The organism is Flavobacterium sp. PL12 (genome assembly GCF_039123485.1).
GTDB classification, from domain to species: Bacteria; Bacteroidota; Bacteroidia; order Flavobacteriales; family Flavobacteriaceae; genus Flavobacterium; species Flavobacterium weaverense.
Genome location: NZ_JBANDI010000002.1, coordinates 1 through 21509, shown reverse-complemented (window position 1 = coordinate 21509; position 21509 = coordinate 1). Strand labels below are relative to the sequence as shown.

Annotated in this window: 13 protein-coding genes; 8 read left to right on the top strand and 5 right to left on the bottom strand. The window is 34.3% G+C overall.

Features of this window, described 5'->3' with window-relative positions; translation table 11 throughout:
* Nucleotides 1–5: 5 nt before the first annotated feature.
* Entirely contained in the window at nt 6–1688 is a 1683-nt protein-coding gene (gene gldJ, locus RCH19_RS01270) for a gliding motility lipoprotein GldJ (RefSeq protein ID WP_121925720.1), read from the bottom strand.
* 199 nt (nt 1689–1887) lie between these two features.
* Here gldJ and porU point away from each other — a divergent pair, with 199 nt between their 5' ends.
* The 5 genes from porU to RCH19_RS01245 all read left to right on the top strand — a co-directional run bounded on the left by porU (nt 1888) and on the right by RCH19_RS01245 (nt 10314).
* Nucleotides 1888–5751 (top strand): type IX secretion system sortase PorU, encoded by a 3864-nt coding sequence (gene porU / locus RCH19_RS01265; protein WP_343021712.1) that lies wholly within the window; start codon nt 1888–1890, stop codon nt 5749–5751.
* Nucleotides 5752–5784: 33 nt separating this feature from the next.
* Nucleotides 5785–6954, top strand: coding sequence for a type IX secretion system outer membrane channel protein PorV (gene porV / locus RCH19_RS01260; RefSeq protein ID WP_343021711.1), 1170 nt, complete (start codon nt 5785–5787; stop codon nt 6952–6954).
* 72 nt (nt 6955–7026) lie between these two features.
* Nucleotides 7027–7509 carry a cytidine deaminase gene (gene cdd / locus RCH19_RS01255; protein WP_343021710.1) on the top strand — a complete coding sequence of 161 codons (483 nt, stop codon included), beginning with the start codon at nt 7027–7029 and terminating at the stop codon, nt 7507–7509.
* A 135-nt stretch (nt 7510–7644) separates the two neighbouring features.
* The gene (gene pdhA, locus RCH19_RS01250) at nt 7645–8643 is read left to right on the top strand and encodes a pyruvate dehydrogenase (acetyl-transferring) E1 component subunit alpha (protein WP_121925716.1); all 999 of its coding nucleotides are present in this window, start codon (nt 7645–7647) and stop codon (nt 8641–8643) included.
* A gap of 6 nt (nt 8644–8649) precedes the next feature.
* On the top strand, nt 8650–10314 hold the full coding sequence (locus RCH19_RS01245; RefSeq protein ID WP_343021709.1) for a 2-oxo acid dehydrogenase subunit E2: 1665 nt from the start codon (nt 8650–8652) through the stop codon (nt 10312–10314).
* A 185-nt stretch (nt 10315–10499) separates the two neighbouring features.
* Here the strand turns inward: RCH19_RS01245 and RCH19_RS01240 are convergent, their stop codons facing one another.
* Complete coding sequence (locus RCH19_RS01240; RefSeq protein WP_343021708.1) at nt 10500–11735, bottom strand: glycosyltransferase; 1236 nt, start codon at nt 11733–11735, stop codon at nt 10500–10502.
* Nucleotides 11736–12067: 332 nt separating this feature from the next.
* Between RCH19_RS01240 and RCH19_RS01235 the strand changes: the two genes are divergently transcribed.
* Nucleotides 12068–12649, top strand: coding sequence for a tRNA-(ms[2]io[6]A)-hydroxylase (locus RCH19_RS01235; protein ID WP_343021707.1), 582 nt, complete (start codon nt 12068–12070; stop codon nt 12647–12649).
* A gap of 55 nt (nt 12650–12704) precedes the next feature.
* On the opposite strand, the gene RCH19_RS01230 is transcribed toward RCH19_RS01235, so the two are convergent.
* The 3 genes from RCH19_RS01230 to RCH19_RS01220 form a co-directional block, all read right to left on the bottom strand.
* A complete protein-coding gene (locus tag RCH19_RS01230) occupies nt 12705–14573 on the bottom strand; it encodes an OmpA family protein (RefSeq protein WP_343021706.1) in 1869 nt (622 codons plus the stop codon).
* An 18-nt stretch (nt 14574–14591) separates the two neighbouring features.
* Complete coding sequence (locus RCH19_RS01225) at nt 14592–15509, bottom strand: type IX secretion system membrane protein PorP/SprF (RefSeq protein WP_343021705.1); 918 nt, start codon at nt 15507–15509, stop codon at nt 14592–14594.
* Nucleotides 15510–15579: 70 nt separating this feature from the next.
* Complete coding sequence (locus RCH19_RS01220) at nt 15580–19983, bottom strand: gliding motility-associated C-terminal domain-containing protein (protein WP_343021704.1); 4404 nt, start codon at nt 19981–19983, stop codon at nt 15580–15582.
* A 282-nt stretch (nt 19984–20265) separates the two neighbouring features.
* Between RCH19_RS01220 and RCH19_RS01215 the strand changes: the two genes are divergently transcribed.
* Nucleotides 20266–20619 (top strand): transposase, encoded by a 354-nt coding sequence (locus RCH19_RS01215; protein ID WP_343021703.1) that lies wholly within the window; start codon nt 20266–20268, stop codon nt 20617–20619.
* A 141-nt stretch (nt 20620–20760) separates the two neighbouring features.
* A complete protein-coding gene (locus tag RCH19_RS01210; protein WP_343021702.1) occupies nt 20761–21447 on the top strand; it encodes a transposase in 687 nt (228 codons plus the stop codon).
* The last annotated feature ends 62 nt before the right edge of the window (nt 21448–21509 follow it).

The following is a 21509-nucleotide window of genomic DNA, read 5'->3' as shown; positions in this document are numbered from 1 at the left end:
TAAATTTAATTTCTTGCTGATCTTTTCTTGTCTGCTTTTGGACCTACTCTAGACATTGCACATCTAAAACCAATGTAGTCCGTAGCCATATCTTGAGGAAAGTATCTTCTTTGAGCCGGATCTAACCAATAGGCTCTATCTCTCCATGAACCTCCTTTGTAAACTCTTGATTCATCATTTATCAAAGTGGTTCTTTTACTAGATTGATCGTATTTTCTAACCATTCTACCTAAGCTGTCTGTCGTTACATTGTGTTTAGGCGAATTATACATTAATTTATCAGATTTCGATTTATCATCTGAAGACTCGTCGTTAAACTTATAATATCGGGTTGACTGCTTGTCACCATCTCTATAGTTAACGTTGTCACTCTTATCAAAATTCTGTCTCAAATAAGTCTCTTGTTCATCAATTGGAACTTGTGCAATTTGACCTGGAAAATTTCTCGCAATTATTTTACCATTACTTAAAGTATCAAACTTCATATTGTCCTTAGTAACGATTTCAATTTTGCCATCAGGACCAATTTTGTTCTTAGTATACTGATTCCCTCTAAAGTAGTTGAAATCATTAGCTTCGTTATCAATTATAGGTCTGTAAACATCTTGAACCCATTCTGCAACGTTTCCAGCCATGTCATATAATCCGAAATCATTTGCTGGGTATTTTTTTACCTCATTTGTGATATCAGCACCATCATCAGACCAACCTGCGATTCCACCATAATCACCATTACCTTGTTTGAAGTTAGCCAATTGATCACCTCTATTTTGTCTTTTTCCAGAACGAGTGTAACCACCTGACCAAGGATATTTCTTCTGACCTTTGTAAATGTTATATTCTCTTTGACCTACATCTGCTGCAGCAGCATATTCCCATTCAGCTTCAGTTGGCAATCTATATTCAGGAAGAAGTATTCCTGAAGAGCGCTGTGCATAAACATTTTTAGGTTGCACTACAGTACCATTCTTTCCTGCTTTTGGACTCTTTTTAGCTCCTTTTCCACCTTTCAATACGATAGTTTCATCTCCACCGTAAGCAGAAGTTGGTGAGTTTAAATATGTTTCAGTGTCAAAATTACTTTCAGCCGTAACATCAAGTGTTTTTGCATTCTTTTTCAAATATCCGTTTTTTTCTAACAGTGCTTCATTCACACGTTGCGTTCTCCAGTTACTAAATTCAACCGCTTGAATCCAATTAACTCCTACAACAGGATATTCAGCATATGATGGATGTCTAAGGTAATTATTAGTCATCGTTTCATTATAACCTAATCTATTTCTCCATACTAAAGTATCTGGAGATGCCCCTTCATAAATGTTTTTATAATTTTCCTCTGTTGGTGGATACACACTTTTCAACCAATCTAAATAATCTAAATACATAGAATTAGTAACCTCTGTCTCATCCATATAAAAGGACTGAACGTGCTGTTGTGTTGGCGTATTATTCCAGTCATGCATAACATCATCTTGAACTCTACCCATCGTAAAGGTACCGCCTTCAACAAAAACCAATCCTGGTCCCGCTTCTTGCTTTTTCTTGCTCGAGCCTTTCTTGCTATCCATGTTCCAACCCGTCGCTCTAGAAGTGTTCTTAGAACTGGATTTTTTACTGCAACTAGAGAAACCAGCAACCAAAACGATTGATAGTAACAACTGTATGCCCATAATTCTCTTTGCTTTCATACTCTTTAGTAGGTAATAATTTTAGTGGCGCAATATAATAATTAACAATTAATCGCCTATACGTTTTTTGACAAATCTAACTTTAACATTAATTTATCTAATATAACGCAAATTTATAATTTTTATTATTACAATTACATGAAATGATTTATTTTTACTGATTAATAATAAGCGCTCAATATTTACGTTTAGAAAAACAATGAGAAAACTATTTTTGGCAATCTTAAGCCTACTTCCGCTTGTTTCTTCTGCCCAAAAAAAAGGAGATATAAATATAGAATGGTTAGAAAAAAAAGAGATGTCTTACGGCAACTTCAAAGTTCTAATTCCTCAATTTACAGGAAATAGTTTTCATTACGATAATGCTACAAAAACAATTCTTTTTACTTTAAAATCACAACAGCCAGTCACTTTTGATGAAGGAAAAATTGTATTATCCAATATTAAATTCGAAAATATTTCAAAGGATCAACTAGGAGATTTATCTGCTGCTAATATTCCAAAAATAGTAAACCCATCGCTTATAATCTCAAAATCTCGCGAAATTAAAGAAGCCTTTATAAATCTTTCTCCTATTATCAAAGATGAATTTGGCTTCAAAAGAATTATTTCTTTTTCCTACGAGATAGAAAGCAGCAACTTTAGAACCGCACAAATAAGTAATACCTCAAATGTTATTTCTAATTCTGTTTTGTCCAGCGGAAATTGGTACAGATTTTATGTCGAAAAATCAGGCGTTTATAAAATCTCTAAAAATTTTCTGCAGCAACTTGGTATTGACCTTAATAATGTAGATCCCCGAAAGATAAAATTATTCGGGAACGGCGGTCGCATGTTACCATTATTAAATAGCATTTTATATCCTAATGACTTAGTCGAAAATGCGATTCAAATAAACGGTGAGAGCGACGGTGTTTTTAACAACGAAGATTATATTCTATTTTATGCCGAAGGTGCTGATACTTGGAATACTGAAAGTAGAACTAATCTTAATTTATATGATAAGAAATCATATTACTATTTGACCGTTCAAGGTGGTGATGGAAAAAGGATAAAACCTATTGTACAACCCACAGGAAGTAGCACTTTAAATCTTAATACATTTGACGATTATCAATTCCATGAAGTTGATCTCGTTAACATTGCAAGATTGGGCAGACAGTGGTTTGGCGAATCATTTGATGTGAAAAATGAGCAAGAATTTGAATTTAGCTTTCCAAACGTTGATACTTCAGTTCCTGTAAAAATCATGCTTACCGCTGCTGCTGCATCATTTACTGCAACAAATTTTGAAATAGTTGCAAATGGAACTGCGCTTCCATCGTTAGGATTCTCTGCAATAAGTCCGGGTTCTGAAATCGAATTTACAACAGCGTCACTACCCGCAAATATTTCTTTCACCGGAGCAGAAACTACAAAAATCAAATTGAAATACAATAATAATGGAGTCCCAGGGTCTAAAGGTTTTCTGGATAACATTCGGCTTATAGCCAAAAGAAAACTTCAAGGTTACGGGAAACAATTTCGATTTCAGCACGATCAATCTGCTAGCATTAACGGAATTGCTAATTATGAAATTTCAAATGCGATGGGTATAAGTCAGATTTGGGACATTACTGATATGTATAACGTAGCCAAAATTGAAAGCGCAAATCAAAATACGGTTAGCTTTAAGGCTAATTTAGGCGAGCTTAGAAAATACATTGCGATAGATGAAAATGATTATTACACTCCTTTAAAAGAGAATAAATCAAAAATAGCAAATCAGAATCTAAAAGGCACATTATTCAAAAATAGCCAAGGTCAGTTTCAAGATATAGATTACATTATAGTTACACCTGATTTTTTAGTCTCTCAAGCAGAAAAGCTAGCTGCTTTTCATAGAAATCGTTCAAACCTTAACGTAAAAGTAATTCCACTTGATTTAATCTATCAGGAGTTTTCTTCCGGTAAACAGGATATTGCTGCGATACGCAACTGCATTAAATATGTTTACGAGAATGCTTCATCAATAGAAAAAAGAGTAAAATATATTAACCTTTTTGGCGATGCTTCCTATGATTTTAAAAATAGAATACCCAATAACACAAATGTTGTTCCTATCTACCATGCACTAAACAGTAATTCCTCAGGAGAATCCTCTTTTGCTTCTGACGATTTTTTTGGATTAATGGATGAATCTGAAGGGAATATCACGAATTTTTTTGGAGGAATCGACATTGCAGTTGGTAGAATGCTTGTAAATGATGCGAAGCAAGCTGACGAAATGGTTAATAAAGTTATTGAGTACCACGATATAAAATCATACGGCAGTTGGAGAAATAATATTACTATGATTAGTGATGATTCTGATTGCACTAAAGTAACTTCTGGCGAATGCTCTGTCGTATCTTCTGATGCTACATTACAGCTCAGGCAAAATACTTTGGCGGATGACATTAAAACTAGCAAACCTTTTTTAAATGTAAATAAAATTCTGCTGGATTCCTACGTTCAAGAGGCATCAGCTGGCGGTTACAGATATCCAAAAGCTCGTACTGATTTTTTTAATGCTTTTGAAAAAGGAGCACTTATTTTTAATTATTTAGGCCACGGAGGTGAAGATGGACTGTCAGCAGAGCGAATTTGGGAAAAATCAGATGGACAAACTTTGAGTAACCAGTATAAATATCCTTTATTTATTACCATCACATGTGAATTTTCGCGTTTTGACAATCCTTTTAGACCAACAGCAGGAGAATTCACGTATTGGAATTCTAAAGGTGGAGCAATTGCAATGATTACAACGATACGTTCTATTGGTCAGTCTAGTGCTGAAAATTTTAATGATTTGCTCACTAAAAACTTGTTGTCATACGGTTCAAACCAATATACTTCTATCGCTGAAGCCTTGCGAATTTCTAAAAACAGCAATCCAAATTCAGCTACAAATGTTGTATTTTATATTGGCGATCCTGCATTAGTTTTGGCGCTGCCAAAACCAAAGATCAAACTCACAAAGATTAATGACGTTCCTGTGACACAAACAACTGATAATTTCAAATCTTTATCGAAGATAAAATTAACTGGCGAAATAACAGATGAGAACGACAATCCGTTAACCAACTATACGGGAGAGATAGCTACAACAATATTCGACAAAACAATTTCAAGAGCAACTTACAATAACGATGGATATAGTCCCGCAATGAACTTTGATGTCTTAGGTGAAACTATTTTTAGAGGAAATGCTTCCGTTACTAACGGTCAATTTGAGTTTAGCTTTGTGGTGCCAAGAGATATTAGAGTTCCAGTAGCAAACGGAAGAATCAGTTTTTACGCCAAAAAGAATAATGTTCTCGAAAATGAAACCGGATATGATTCAAATATCTTGGTAGGAGGAATTAACGAAAATGCAGTCGCAGACAATATTAGTCCAAGAGTGAAGTTATATATGAATGATGAAACTTTCGTTTCAGGAGGAACGACTAATGAATCTCCATTCTTAGTTGCCATTCTAGAAGATGAAAATGGAATAAATACCGCTAGCGGAATAGGTCATGATATTGTTGCAATTCTTGATGGAGATGTAAGCAATCCTTTTATTTTAAATGATTATTACCAAACTAAGTTAGATGACTTTACAAATGGAACACTGCGTTTTCCATTGCGTAAACTATCAGCAGGTTTACATACTATTTCGTTCAAAGCTTGGGATGTTTATAACAATCCTGTAACTGCGGAGATTCAATTTATAGTTGCGGGAGATGATAAGCTTTCGCTAAGTAATGTTTTGAATTATCCTAATCCATTCGTTAATTATACAGAGTTTTGGTTTACTCATAATAGACCTTACGAACCGCTAGAAGTTCAAGTTCAAGTAATGACAATTACTGGGAAAGTAGTCTGGACTAAAAACCAGATTATTAGCACCGAAGGTTTTTTATCTAGAGAACTTAGCTGGAACGGTAAAGATGATTTCGGAGATAAAATTGGAAAAGGGGTCTATATATACAAGCTCACAGTAAAATCTACGTTAACGAATTTGAAAAGTGAAAAATTTGAAAAACTTGTTATACTTTAATACTATATTTGTTCAATTAACATTATTCCTAAAATGAAAAAAACTTTATTCATTATCCTTTCTTTAATAATTATTTCTTCTGCAAAAGCACAGGATCGTGTTATCTCACCAGGAGTTCCTTTCTTATTAGTTGCCGCAGATGCAAGAGCAGCTGGTATGGGCGATATGGGTGTTGCGACATCTGCTGATGCTTTTTCACAACAATGGAACCCTGCTAAATACGCATTTGCTATAGATAAGCAAGGTTTTTCAGTAAGTTATACTCCTTATTTAACTGACTTAGTAAACGATATCTCATTAGCTCAATTGACATACTATAATAAATTAAATGAGAGAAGTGCATTTGCTGGAAGTATCAGGTATTTTGGCTTAGGTGATATTGAGTTACGTAAAACAGGAGATTTAAATGAAGATTTTGCAACAGTTTCTCCAAACGAATTTGCAATAGACGGATCGTATTCACTAAAATTAAGTGAGAAATTTTCTATGGCAATTGCTGGTCGTTTTATAAACTCTAATTTAAAATTTCCTGATGAAAACAATGATGCTACTTCTGCAAGTTCATTTGCAGTAGACGTGGCAGGTTTCTTTCAATCTGAAGAGATAGCTTTTAGTGAATTTACTGGAAGATGGAGAGCAGGATTCAATATACAAAATTTAGGTCCAAAGATTAGTTATGATAAGGACGATTATAACAATAATTTCTTGCCAGCTAATTTAAAAATCGGAACTGGTTTTGATTTTATTTTAGACGATTACAATAAAGTGGCATTGAATGTTGAATTCAATAAATTATTAGTGCCAAGTCCTCAAAATCCGGATTTAAATGGTGATGGAAATATTACAGATGAAGAATATAGTAAAAATAATGACAACTATCGTTCTATAGGATGGACTTCAGGAGTATTTAAATCATTTGGTGATGCACCAGATGGTTTTAGTGAAGAAATTAAAGAAATCACCTATGCAGTAGGAGCAGAATATTTATATCAAGATTCATTTGCAATGCGTATGGGATATTTTCATGAAAGTCCTTTTAAAGGAACAAGACAGTTTTTCTCACTTGGAGCAGGTTTCAAGTATAATGTAGTTAAAGTAGACGTTTCCTATTTATTTTCTGCATCTAAAGTAAAAAACCCATTAGAAAATACTCTGCGATTCTCATTAACGTTTAATTTTGGTGACAAATACGACGAATATTAAATAATAATTTATTGACAAATAACAATCCAAATTTCGAACTTTTGAAATTTGGATTTTTTTTCCCTTATAAATATGAAAGAAATTACATTTACAACGACGTTTAATGCATTTGATACTGTTGAAGAGTTGCCAAATGATGTTCAAGATTTAATGACTCAAGCTATTGAAGCAAGAAAAAATGCATATGCTCCGTACTCTAAATTTAGAGTTGGTGTAGCTATCGCTTTAGATAATGGAGAAGTTATAGTAGGGTCAAATCAAGAAAATGCGGCTTATCCGTCAGGATTGTGCGCTGAACGCGTTGCGATATTTTATGCGGGTGCAAAATATCCAAATGCCAAGATTGTAAAAATGGCAATTACGGCAGCTTCAGATACAAATCAAACCACTGCTCCAATACCTCCATGTGGGTCTTGCAGACAATCTATCGCTGAGTATGAAATCAAACAAGAGCAGCCTATACAAATATACTTTATGGGAGAAATTGGAGCGATATACAAATCAGAATCTTTAAAAAACTTACTACCGTTTATGTTTGATAAAAAATTCTTGTAAAAGCTCTAAATATCACCTATTAAATTTTAGTTCTAAGTTGGAATGTGTTATTTTTGCATTTCGCAAATTTGTATGAGGAAACTATTTTGCACTATTAGGCATAAATCGATAACACTTTAGCAAAAGAAAAATCAGATGAAAGAAGTTACAAAAGAAGTATATTTAAAGTGGTATGAGGACATGCTACTTTGGAGAAAGTTTGAAGACAAACTTGCAGCATTGTACATACAACAAAAAGTTAGAGGTTTTCTACATTTATATAATGGTCAAGAGGCAGTATTAGCCGGAGCATTGCATGCAATGGACTTGACAAAAGACAAAATGATTACTGCATATAGAAATCACGTTCAGCCAATAGGTATGGGAGTTGATCCTAGACGCGTAATGGCAGAACTTTTAGGGAAAGTTACTGGTACTTCAAAAGGTATGGGTGGTTCTATGCACATTTTCTCTAAAGAGCACCGTTTTTATGGTGGGCACGGAATCGTAGGTGGGCAAATACCTGTAGGTGCTGGTCTAGCTTTTGCTGATAAGTATTTTGAAACTGGCGGTGTTACTATGACTTATTTTGGTGATGGTGCGGCGCGTCAAGGTTCCTTACATGAAGCGTTTAATATGGCAATGTTATGGAAACTTCCAGTTGTGTTTATCGTTGAAAACAACGGTTATGCAATGGGAACTTCAGTTGAAAGAACAGCTAATCATACTGATATTTGGAAATTGGGTCTTGGATATGAAATGCCATGTGGACCAGTTGACGGAATGAATCCTGTTAAGGTTGCAGAAGCAATGACTGAAGCAATTGATAGAGCTCGTCGCGGTGATGGGCCAACTTTCCTAGAAATGAAAACATACCGATATAGAGGTCACTCTATGTCAGATGCACAATTATACCGATCTAAAGAAGAGGTAGAAGAATATAAAAAAATTGATCCAATTACTCAAGTACTTGATATTATAAAAGATCAAAATTACGCTACAGAAGAAGAAATTGAGGCAATCGATAAACGAGTGAAAGATCTTGTTGAAGAGTGCGTTAAATTTGCTGAAGAATCAGAGTATCCTCCAATTCAACAACTTTATGATGTAGTTTACGATCAAGAAAACTATCCTTTTATACCTCACAAACTATAAATCACTATGGCAATCAAAATAACAATGCCTCGCTTAAGCGATACCATGACAGAAGGAACGGTAGCGGCTTGGCTTAAAAAAGTAGGAGATAAAGTAAGTGAAGGAGATATTCTTGCTGAAATTGAAACAGATAAAGCAACAATGGAATTTGAGTCTTTCAATGAAGGAACTCTTTTACATATTGGTATACCTGAAGGTGAAACTGCACCAGTAGATTCTTTATTGGCTATTATAGGAGAAGAAGGTGAAGATATTTCTGAATTACTATCAGGAAAATCAGTCCCAGAAGCGCCGGCTAAAGAAGAAGAATCAAAGGTTAGTGAAACTAAAGTTACAGAGGAAGTTACAAAAACTTCAGCAGCTACATCAGAATCTTTACCTAAAGGTGTCGTAGTAGTAACTATGCCACGCTTAAGTGATACAATGACTGAAGGAACTGTAGCAACTTGGTTGAAAAAAGTAGGAGATAGTGTAACCGAAGGAGATATTTTAGCTGAAATCGAAACTGACAAAGCAACGATGGAATTTGAATCTTTCAATGAAGGCACACTATTATATATTGGAATAGAAGAAGGAAATACAGCTCCTGTAGACAGTCTTTTAGCAATTATTGGACCTGCGGGAACGGATGTAAGTGGAATATCTTCTAATTATAAAGCTAGCGGAGCTCCACAGGAGACTGCTGCGATTGATGAAACTAAAGAACCTGTCTCTACTGAGAAAACTGTTGAAAAAGCTTCAGAACCAGTTGTTCAAGAAGAATCAAATGACGGGAAAAGAATATTAGCTTCGCCATTAGCAAAGAAAATTGCTAGTGATAAAGGAATCCAATTAAATCAAGTAAAAGGTTCTGGTGAGAACGGACGTATTGTAAAAAGCGATATCGAAAACTTCACTCCTGCCGCCGCTGCACCGAAAGCTGTTGATGCACCAGCGAAAGCAAATACTGCTGTAGCTCCTGCTGCAAAATTATTTGTTCCTGCTGGAGAAGTAGTAACTGAAGAAATCAAAAATTCGCAAATGCGTAAAATCATTGCTAAGCGTTTAGCTGAATCATTATTTACTGCACCTCATTACAACTTAGTTATTGAAGTGACAATGGATGATGCAATGAAATCAAGAGCAATTATTAATAGCGTTCCTGACACAAAAGTATCTTTCAACGATATGGTAATTAAAGCTTGTGCTTTAGCATTAAAGAAACACCCAAAAATAAATTCACAGTGGAAAGAAGATGTAATTATCATCAATCATCACGTAAATATAGGTGTTGCAGTAGCTGTTGAAGATGGATTAGTAGTTCCTGTACTGAAATTTACAGATGCTATGAGTTTATCACAAATAGGTGGAAGCGTAAGAGATCTTGCTGGAAGAGCGAAGAACAAAAAATTACTACCTACTGAAATGGAAGGAAGTACATTCACAGTTTCTAACCTTGGAATGTTTGGTATTACTGAATTCAATTCAATCATTAATCAGCCAAACTCTGCTATTCTTTCTGTGGGAGCGATTGTAGAAAAACCGGTTGTTAAAAATGGACAAATAGTTGTAGGAAACACAATGATGTTATCTCTTGCTTGTGATCACCGTACTATCGATGGCGCAACCGGAGCACAGTTCTTGCAAACTTTAAAACAATATATTGAAAATCCAGTAACGATGCTTGCATAATAACAGATTTTTATAAATACTAAAAACCCGTCATTTTTAATAAGTGACGGGTTTTTTATTTGGGCGTGTCCTCGCTTTCACTATTGTTTCAGTTCGGTCGGGCTGTACGCTATATCTTTTATTCCATTGCATTTCATAAAAGGATGCCACTTCCATCCCTCACGCAAAAGCAACAATTTAAGATTCTACAACTTATTTTTCTCCTCAATCCACTTTGACATATACTTAGTACTCCTTAAGGTATGATGTTGCAACAACTCACCTATAAAGTTATTTAAGCGATGATCCTCAAGATTAAAAATCATTTCATTAATTCGATTTTTAAAATCATCTTCAAATAAGGATCTTAAATAGCGTTGCTGTATAATCAAGTTTCCATTTTTCTGAGCATCTAGCCAAAGTTTTTCATCTTGATACAATTGAACCGCTTTATTTGCAAAAGCTTCTGGATTATTTTCAACAAAACCATTCCAATTTAATTCTCCCTGCATTGATTCAGCGCCAACGCTCGTCGTTACGCTTGGCGTTCCCCATTGCATTGCTTCTAACAATTTCCCTTTTATTCCTGCACCTATCCGCAACGGAGCAAGAACGATTCGAGCATTCTTAACTACCTCGTTCGCATCTTCTGCACGGCCTTTAATTAAGAAACCTTCCCTTGTGTTATTTAATTGCAGAACTTTTTGCGACGGATAAGCTCCATATATATTTAAATTAGCCTGAGGAAGAAACTTCCTGATTTGTGGCCAAATTGTATCTTTTAAATATTGAACGGCATTCCAATTAGGTTCATGAAGAAAATTACCAATAAAGATAAAATCATTTCGCTCATCAAACGATGGCAACTTATTTAAATCACTGATTTGATCAAGTTCCAATAAAAGCGGTAAATACAACAATAAACTGCTATCAATTTTAAAAGTAGACTTGAGCAATTCTATTTCAAATTCTGATATCATTAAAGACAAATCACAACGTAAAATACTTGCAATTTCTCTTTTTGCAACCTCTTGCTTTAATAAATCTGTAGTCTTAAATTCACGGTTTTCCTTAAATGCTTTTTGTCTAGCTAGTCTCAAACAATGTAAATCTTCAGTATCTAAAATTCGTAATGCAGTTGGACAATTCTCGGCAACACGCCAACCAAATTGCTCTTCCATCATAAAACGATCAAACAACACTATTGCTGGATTAAGTTCCGTGATGAAAGTATCAAAACTAGAATTATTCAAGAGAATAGATATTTTTTCAATATCATAATCGGCTAAATCAATCATAAATTCACTGTCTTGGGCGGGACTTGCAAATACCACTTTAAATCCCTGCTCTTTAAACAGCGAAATTAGCTGCATCATACGCCCACCTGCTGCCGAAGAATTAGGTTCAGGCCAAACAAATCCTAAAATTAAAAGCGTTTGCATTAGATTATTGTTTTTGAAATTTGTTGCAAAATAATACAATTATAATGGTCTTTTGGGAAATAATTTCTGTTATAACATATAAATTTCTCAACTACTGCAACTTGCGTGAGGGATAATAGTGGAAAGCCCGGAATCTAGATGAAGCGCAGCGAAAACAAGATGAGGACTTGCAGCGGATAGCCCGACAGAGATATAGAAATGGCTATGCTATTACGTTGTTTTGCCATTTATTTATCGCTGTCACGCCCAAACTACAAAATAGGATACTATTTAATTAATGAAGTAAATCAGCGATAAAAGACTAATTTTGTAACTAAATCAATTTTTATATTATGTTAGGACTAAAATTAGCCACCGACCCAAGATGGGTAAATATAGTTGAATCAAATATTGAAGAAATATTGACTGACCACGCATGGTGCGAGCAAAAAGCAGCGTCAAATGCAATAAGTATTGTTACTTATAATTCAGAGTTAGAAGAATTAGTAACAGAAATGTTAGTTATCGCTAAAGAGGAATTAGATCACCTGCAGTTAGTACACGAGTTAATCAAAAGCAAAGGACTTACTTTAGGAAGAGAGCGAAAAGACCATTATGTCAATGAGCTTTTTAAGTTCATGAAAAAAGATGGTAGCCGAAAAGATGCATTGTGCGATCGTTTATTATTCTCGGCAATGATTGAGGCGAGAAGTTGCGAACGATTTAAAGTTCTTTCGGAGAATATAAAAGATGCGGAATTAGCCAAATTCTACCGTGACTTGATGATTAGTGAAGCGGGCCACTACACTACTTTTATTGGTTTTGCGAGGAAATATGCAGATAATGTGGATGTGGACAAAAGATGGCAAGAATGGATTGAGTTTGAAACTTCAATTATTGTAAAATACGGCAAGAACGAAACAGTGCACGGATAACTATTTAGAAATTGAAAAGGGAAATTATATTTTAATATCCCTTTTTTATATTCGTTTACTTTATAATGATGAACTCTAATCGTCTATTCATTGCGTGATCAGCATCAGAGCAATTATCATTACAATTCACTTTAGGTTCTGTTTCGCCAAAACCTTTAGCTTCTAATCGATGTACAGCAATTCCTTTTGACACAAGATACTCTAATGTAGAATTAGCTCTTTTTTGAGAGAGATTTAAATTATATTTTTCATTTCCCACATTATCGGTATGTGACTTTATTAAAATATTTAATTTTTTATTCTGAGCCATTATATAAGCTAGATTATCTAATTCTGCAGCAACTTCAGGAGTAATTTCACTTTTATTGAAGTCAAAGTAAATTGGATTTAATATTATTTCAGATTCTGTTATGATTAATTCTAGTGGATTAAGTGATATCTCCCTTTTCTGCATTCCATTTGTATTGACTAACAACGAGTCTGCATTACGCATAAATCCATCCTTATATACCACAATGGAAAATTTTTTTCCGCATGAACTGTTATATATCACTTCACCTTTATTATTTGTTATTTGAGATTCGAAACTGGTTTTATTTGAATCTAAGAAAGTAACATTTGAATTTGCCAAAAAAGCTCCAGTTTTTGAATTTCTAACAACCACAGTTACTTCTGATTTACACAAGGGAACTACATTGTATAAGTCATCTAATCCCGACCTGTTACTAGATAAAAAACCGATGTTTCTATTTTTATTAAATGTAAATGCAAAATCATCTTTTTCGCTATTAATTGGAATTCCTAGGTTTATCGAATTATCACTTACATTACTATCAAACGAAAAAACATCTAAACCACCAAATCCACTTAAACCATTGGAAGAAAAGTAAAGCACATTATCAGCTGATATAAAAGGGAAATTCTCATCACCTACAGTATTAATTTTATCACCCATATTTTGCGGTGTGCCAAAACTTCCATCAGAATTAATATCTACTTTCCATATATCTGTTCCTCCGATAGAACCGGGCATATTTGATGCAAAATACAGGACGTTTCCATCTTTGTTTATTGTAGGATTCCCAGTTGAATAATACTTACTATTAAATGGAACGGCTACAATTGAAGTCCATTTTCCATGAATTTTGGAAGCCTTAAACAAATTAACTTGTCCATATTTTAATTTATTAGCGTCATCTTTTACAAATAATTTATCGTTGAAACTTTCGCTAGAAAAATACATAGTCATTCCATCGTTGCTAATTGTAACTGGTCCTTCGTGATACGATGTGTTCAATTCTGATAAAGCTACGGGTTGAGAGAAGGTTTCATCACTGTAATTATAACGCGATTGATATAGGTCTAGAAATGGCTCGTTAGTGCGTTTATATAACTTAGCACTCTGCTTTCTAGCACTCACGAAATAAAGAATGTCATCATAAAGCACTGCACCAAAATCAGATTTATTAGAATTGATTGTCATTTTCTTGACTTCAAACATCTGATCAGCACTTTTTATTTTTTGTAAATAGCGTGAATTTTGATTGAATTTTATCGCTCTATTATCATTTGGTAGCAGAGAACAGAATAATTTCATTTCGCGATCTGATTCTTCGTATTTACCATTAGATTTTAAAACCTGTGCAAAGTTAAAGACCGTTTCAGCATCTGTTATAGGTTTACTAACTTTTGAATACCATCTTTCAGCTTCTATAGTGTTGGTCATTTTGTAATAACACATTCCAAGTTGATTATAGATGTAAGAGTCTAAAAATCCTTTAGCGACTAATTTTTCATATTGAAGTGCAGCAGAAGAATAGTCGAATGAGTTAAAGAGTTTATCTGCAATCTTGGTTTGTTTATTTTGTCCCAAAATAGAAAAACTTGAAAAGACAAAAAATAAAAGTAAAGTAGTTTTTTTCATTTATTCTTTAATAAAATTTTAGAAAAATCTTGGGGAACGAGAAACTTTTTTCAAGGTAAATACATCGTATAATAAAATAAACTCGTGCGATGAAGATGTAGTTACATTCAAATTAGAAACTATATGATCGTAAGCATATCCTATTCGCAATTCTGGTGTAATGGCAAAATTTACCATCCCACCAAAACTATCTTCCAATCTATATGTGGCTCCAATTTCAAATTTCTCATTAAAAAGAAAATTTGCAGAAACGTCTAATGATGGACTTACATTAAAGGCCGATTTCAGCATAAAAGAGGGTTTAAACTTCAGGTCGTAATTAAGATCAAACACATAGCCTGCAGCGAGAAAATAATGAGAAACATCGGAACCGTATTCAAGTCCGTTATAATCTAAATGTGCAGATTTTATCATATTAGGAATTGAAAAAGAGACATAATATTTATCAGTGTAATAAAATGCTCCTGCTCCTACATTCAGTGTAGCGTCATTAATGTCTTCACCAAAGATACCTTCAGAAGGATCTGGCAAGGTAGACTGTATATTCCTTAAACCTACGCGATGAAAAGAAACTCCTGCTTTCAGCCCTAATGCCAACTTACTTCTTTCATTAATTTTTATGGTATAACTAAAATCTCCAAACACATTTTGTTCAGAAACTGGTCCTATTTTATCTGATATTAATGACAACCCTAAACCAACGTTATTGTCGACTGGCGAATCGCCTGAGAATGTAAAAGTACTTGGCGCACCTTCAATGTTAACCCATTGTTTTCTATACAAAAGTCCAAATGAAATATTTTCCTTTGAACCAGCGTAAGCAGGATTAACTACATTCATATTATGCATATACTGGGTGTAATGCGGATCTTGCTGCGCTATTGCACTGCTAAATGACAGTAACACTAAAAGACAAGTTAAAAATATTTTATTCATTTCTTTATATTTTTCTTAGTGGTAGTCCACACGATGATGGCAGACCTATAAATAAGTTCAACTAATTACTTTATCTAAGTAAATAAATCCATCCCGTTTTTGACTCCCCTTTTTCAAACTCAATAACATAGTAATAAGTGGCAGTTGGAAGATCATCGCCTCTGCTAGATTGACCTTTCCACTGGTTCGTATAATTAAACTGACTGTATACTTTTATACCATATCTATCAAAAATTTCTAATTTTTTCACATTTAATAATCGAAGATCAAAGTATTCGTTAGAACCATTTCCATCCGGTGAAATTCCCTTTTGGATGTTGCACAAAATTGTTTCAACTATAAAGATTTTTGTTAATTCACAACCTGTAGCTGGAGAAGAAATTGATAACGAATAAGTTAAAGGAAATATCTCTTTTTCTGTAGTAGAAGTAATTAAACTTGAAACATTTAAAGTATTGGAATTTGTTCCAACACTATTTCCGTTATTATCCTTCCATTGATATGAAACATCGCTTTGACTATAAGAATTAGATGCCGAAGTTGCTGTTAAGACATATTCTTTTTCTTCACAATTTCCATTTATTTCAAATTGAATTTGCTGCGGAATTGCTTTTACTGTTATCGCAGCTCCCTGAACATCACATGCCGAATTGTTTTTATACCGAACAAGAATTGTATAATTCCCTGGCAGCACATTTGAAAAAATTGGACTATCTTGAAATCCGCTACCAATACTATACTCCGCGCCAACTTGTGTTGTAAAAGTAATTTCACCTGTTGAGAGACTGCATGATGGTTGCATTGTGACATTTGCTGATGGAATGGCTGGTATTGCAGTAATGGTTAATGTAATTTTTGTTCGTGACTTACTTAAACATTTTCCTACTGACGATTCTGCATAATAAGAAGTTGTCCCAACACCAACATGAATAGGATTAGTAATGAGAACTCCACCTGTTAATTCAGAATACCATTTTATAGTATTCCCTGAAGCGTTTGCAGTTAAAGTTTGCATCGAAGATCCATTTGAGCAAACAGTTTGATCGTTACCAATAGGATTTGCAACTACATCAACAATTGTAAGCGTAACAGCTGTGCGAGTTAGACTTACACAATTCCCAACAACAGACTCTGCATAATAGGTTATTGATCCAACTCCGATTTTTGTTGGATTAGTTACTATAGTTCCCCCAATTGCAGCAGTGTACCATTTCACCGAATCTCCGGATGCGGTGGCAATCAATGTTTGACTCAATGATCCGTTTGTACATTCAGTCTGATCGCCACCACTTATTGGAGCATCCGGCCTAGCATTTATTATTAATGTGACTGCTGTTCGACTGTTAGAAGTACAAGAGCTATTATTGTTTCTCGCTTCTGCATAATAAGTAATAGTTCCAATAGCACTAAGAATAGGATTTTCAACCAAGTTCCCACCGACTAATGAATCGTACCAAATTAAAGACTCGCCATTCAATACAGTCGCGGTTGCTGTCAATATTTGAATTGGCAGTGAAGCACATACATTCTGATTTCCAACACTTACCGGCTCCATTGGATTAGAATAAATTGTTAACGTTACGGCAGTTCTTGATTCGCTTGTACAAAATGTTAAATTATTCACCGCTTGTGCATAGTAAGTTATAGTTCCAATTGAAGATAAATTAGCATTGCTAACTATATTTCCTCCAGTTAAAGCATCATACCAAATGACTGATTCTCCTGCCTGCACCAAAGCTTTCGCTGTCAAAGTTTCAATAGGTGAAGTTGCGCAAACAGTTTGATTTCCTCCGCTGACAGGAACAATTGGATTTAAGTTAATCGTTAATGTTACAGCTGTTCTATCACTGCTCACGCAAGAATTTAAAATATTTACTGACTCTGCATAGTAAGTAACATTACCTATGGCGCTAAGATTCGGATTAATTATCACATTCCCATTAATTAAGGAATCGTACCAAACTACTGAATCTCCACTTTTTACAATAGCAGTTGCAGTCAAAGTTTGAATAGGTGAAGTTGCACAAACAGTTTGATTGCTTCCACTTATTGGTTTTTCAGGAGTTGCATTAATGGTTAATGTAACGGCTGTACGTGATTCGCTTGTGCACAAAGTTGTACTATTTACCGATTCTGCGAAATACGTTATAGCTCCTATCAAGCTTAGGGTTGGATTTACAACTGTATTTCCTCCAATTAAAGAATCGTACCATACGATTAATTCGCCATTTTGTGCTGTAGAAGTAGCAGTCAAAGTTTGAATAGGTGAAGTTGCACACACTGTCTGATTCCCTCCACTTACAGGAATAAGAGGTTTAATGTTTATCGTTAAAGTAACTGCAGTACGAGAAACACTAACACAAGCAGTCACACTATTTACTGCTTCTGCATAATAAGTAACTGTACCTATTAAATTAAGATTAGGATTTTGCACTACATTGCCACCCGTTAGCGCATCGTACCAAACGATTGTCTCTCCATTGTTTACAGTTGCAGTCGCATTCAAGGTTTGAATTGGTGATGAAGCACAAACCGCTTGATCGCTTCCACTTACAGGATTATCAGGTGTTATATTAATGGTTAAGATAACTGGAGCTCTTGATTCACTTACACACAATGTTGCGCTATTAATCGCTTCCGCAAAATACGTTGTAGTTCCAATAATATTTAGTGTGGGATTTGCAACTATATTTCCTCCAACTAAAGAATCGTACCATACAATCGACTCTCCTATTTGCGCTAAAGAAGTAGCAGTCAATGTTTGAATTGGTGAAGTTGCACAAACAGTTTGATTGGTTCCTGAAGGAGTAATTGGAATAATATTAAAAGTTACTTTAATTGTAGATGTAGACTTCGCGCAATCACCATTAGAAATAATCCATGAAAACTCATAAGTTCCAGCTATACTAACGGCAGCAGTGGATGATCCAAGATTTATATTGCTAAAAATAACGGAACCTGGACCACTTTTCATAAACCATTCACCCACACCTACTAAGGGAATATTTCCACCAAGAGCAGTGCTTGACAACGAGCAGTTAAATTGATCACCTCCCACTGTCGAAACAGAAGGTTTCTCAGTCAAATTAATTCTCACACTCGCCTCTGCGTAACAAGAAATTAAAGCATCAGCCGAAACGACCACTGGATTAGGATCCTTCAAATTAAAATCAATTCCACCAGAACCATAATCAGCGGAACTATTTAACTCAGGACTTAAAAATGAATTTGTTATTTTAAAATCAGCTAAAGTATTATCTTGTGTCGTAAATGCAAAGAATTTAATATCACCTGAAGTATACCCCATTAATGATTTCAATATTTCAATTTCAAAACCACGTTCATAATCACTAATTCCAGCATTAGTATTATTAACACCCATTACTGCAGAAGGATTTCCTGAAGAGGCATTGCCGATTCTCACCTTTGTAGAATTATTATTTTTTAACTCGATAATATCGGCATAATAATTATTTCCTCCATCATCTGACGAAAGTACAAGACAATAATCAGCCTGGAAGTACGAATCAAAAGTACTCACATTATTTTTGAAATAATTGAACCCCTTCGCAGATGGAATAACATTATTTTCACTACCATAGTTTGAAATATTAAAACCACCTGGTTTAGTATCAAGAAATAACAACAAGCTTTTATTGCTATCAAGTCTTCCTGCTATTCCAAATACTAATTTGTCCTCGGCCGGCGCGATCTTTACAGCGTTAATATAACCGTTTAACGCTGCAGGCGACAGTGTTGCAGAAAGCGAGTTGTCTTCAAGTGCACCGCTACCCCATGCGTTTTCTAATATAGAACCATCTAAAGTAACACCATATCTAGATTTTACGCTAACTACTTGACCATTTGTTAATGTATTATTAGTATAAATACGATTATCAGACATAGGCTGTACCACAATTCCATCAACAGAGAATTCGAAAAAATCACCACCGCCATCTGCAGTGAATGAAACTGGAATGCCTTCACATAACTCTTCTCTTACAGGAGAAGAAATCAAAGAGATAGAAGGAGGAGTTACTAAAATTGAAGCTACAACAGGAACCCTGATACTTGTATCAGCTCCTGCATGACTTTGAACATAAAAAGTTGTTGTTTGACTTATTGTAGGAGCATAGATTGAGCCTTTATTTAAGATTTTGCTTGACGTCTGACTAGAAAACCACTCAATAATGTCTCCACTACCACCTGAAGCGGTTATGAAAACTTTTACTGCAGGTTCGTTGATTGCTTTGCATGCGCTACCAGCAGTAGTTAATGGGGGTGGAATAAGAGCCTTAGTCCTTTGAACATTTAATGTTTTACGTTTCTTTTTTACAGTGTCGTTCGAAAACCGAATTGTTGCTAATTCAAAATGAAGATCTGAAAAAGTTAAAACTTTTTTATTGTCTATCGCTAAACTTTTAGTACTATAAAGTAAAAATATAATTAAGAGTACGAGTAATTTATTTTTCATAAAAAAATTTATGTTATCAGTAAGCACAATAACATTACTTACTTAAGAAAAATAAATTTATGTTTTTTATTTCGTTATCTATAAAAAATATTAGTATAATATTAACAATTGTCCAAAATAAAATAAAGCCTATTTTAAAACACAGATTAACATTACATATAATAAATATATGTGAATAGGCTCTAAGTATTTAAACATTAAACCATAATAGAAAGGGATCAATCCTAAAAGTTGGGGGAGGAATGAAAGATTTCCTAATTTAGCTGATTAAAAGAACAAGCTTTGGAGAATTACATAGAACTTTTAAAACTGATCCTTCCTGAATTAATTGTGGAACACTTTGATTTGGTCAACACCAAAATCGAACAAGAGAAAATGCATCTATTCTTTGAAGAAAAAAGTACTCCTCCAAAAGAATATAATAACAGACAACTTGTGTCCAAAGGTTTCTTAAATGAGATTACTATTCAAGATTTTCCACTACGAGGAAAACTTGTTTACTTACACATTAAAAGACGACGCTGGACAGATAAACAATCTCAAGAAATCATCCAGCGTGATTGGAATATAGTAGCACAAGTTACCCGCATGACTCATGAGTTTGCGGATTTTTTAAAAGAAATTAATAGATACTAAAGCAAACGAATGTCATACTATCGGATCATTCTTTGGTGCGAATGGTAAAAACTACAACGACAATACAAAAAACATCTTAGTAACTTTTATACGTGGGAGCAACGCGAACACGCTAATGAGTGGCTAATTTTTCCCGAAAATATGGGAAGTCATTTATCCATAGACGAAGTAAACCTATCAATGGGAGAACTTTATACGGTAGTAACCAACAAGGCAGGCAAAGGAAAAAAAGGATCTATTGTAGCTATTATTGCGGGAACTAAATCAGAGGTTGTTATAAACCATTTACAAAAAATAGATCCTAAAAAACGCAATCAAGTTACAGAAATCACCCTGGATATGGCCAATAGTATAAAGTTAATTGCGAAAAAATCCTTTCCAAAAGCAAACCAAGTAACCGATAGATTCCATGTTCAAAAACTAGCATTAGAAGCGGTACAAGAAGTTAGAATCAGATTAAAATGGGATGCTTTAGATCAAGAAAACTCAGCTATAACTGAAGCTAAACTTAATAAAACGCCATTTATTTCTAGAGAATTTTCAAATGGAGATACAGCCAAGCAATTGCTAACAAGAAGTAGATTTCTATTGTATAAAAGTCCTAATAAATGGAGTGACAGCCAAAAAGCAAGAGCCACAATCTTATTTGAAGAATATCCAGAAATTAAAACTGTTTATTATCTAAGTCAAAAATTGCGCAACATTTATAACAACTATACTAATAAAACTGTTGCTATTACAAAATTAGCGCATTGGTATAATGATGTAGATAAATTAGGGATTAAGAGCTTTAACGGATCAATACATAATGTTGTGGGGAAATATTAAAATCTAGATATTTGTGATTCCAAATTATAGCAAATGCAAGATTCCTACAGCGAACTAATCAA

Excerpts from the sequence above, each read along its gene's own strand:
- porV (WP_343021711.1), top strand. The coding sequence starts at position 5,785 with ATGAAAAAAACTTTATTCATTATCCTTTCTTTAATAATTATTTCTTCT.
- RCH19_RS01225 (WP_343021705.1), bottom strand. The coding sequence starts at position 15,509 with ATGAATAAAATATTTTTAACTTGTCTTTTAGTGTTACTGTCATTTAGC.
- porU (WP_343021712.1), top strand. The coding sequence starts at position 1,888 with ATGAGAAAACTATTTTTGGCAATCTTAAGCCTACTTCCGCTTGTTTCT.
- pdhA (WP_121925716.1), top strand. The coding sequence starts at position 7,645 with ATGAAAGAAGTTACAAAAGAAGTATATTTAAAGTGGTATGAGGACATG.
- gldJ (WP_121925720.1), bottom strand. The coding sequence starts at position 1,688 with ATGAAAGCAAAGAGAATTATGGGCATACAGTTGTTACTATCAATCGTT.
- RCH19_RS01220 (WP_343021704.1), bottom strand. The coding sequence starts at position 19,983 with ATGAAAAATAAATTACTCGTACTCTTAATTATATTTTTACTTTATAGT.
- RCH19_RS01210 (WP_343021702.1), top strand. The coding sequence starts at position 20,761 with ATGGGAAGTCATTTATCCATAGACGAAGTAAACCTATCAATGGGAGAA.
- RCH19_RS01240 (WP_343021708.1), bottom strand. The coding sequence starts at position 11,735 with ATGCAAACGCTTTTAATTTTAGGATTTGTTTGGCCTGAACCTAATTCT.
- RCH19_RS01235 (WP_343021707.1), top strand. The coding sequence starts at position 12,068 with ATGTTAGGACTAAAATTAGCCACCGACCCAAGATGGGTAAATATAGTT.
- RCH19_RS01245 (WP_343021709.1), top strand. The coding sequence starts at position 8,650 with ATGGCAATCAAAATAACAATGCCTCGCTTAAGCGATACCATGACAGAA.
- RCH19_RS01230 (WP_343021706.1), bottom strand. The coding sequence starts at position 14,573 with ATGAAAAAAACTACTTTACTTTTATTTTTTGTCTTTTCAAGTTTTTCT.
- cdd (WP_343021710.1), top strand. The coding sequence starts at position 7,027 with ATGAAAGAAATTACATTTACAACGACGTTTAATGCATTTGATACTGTT.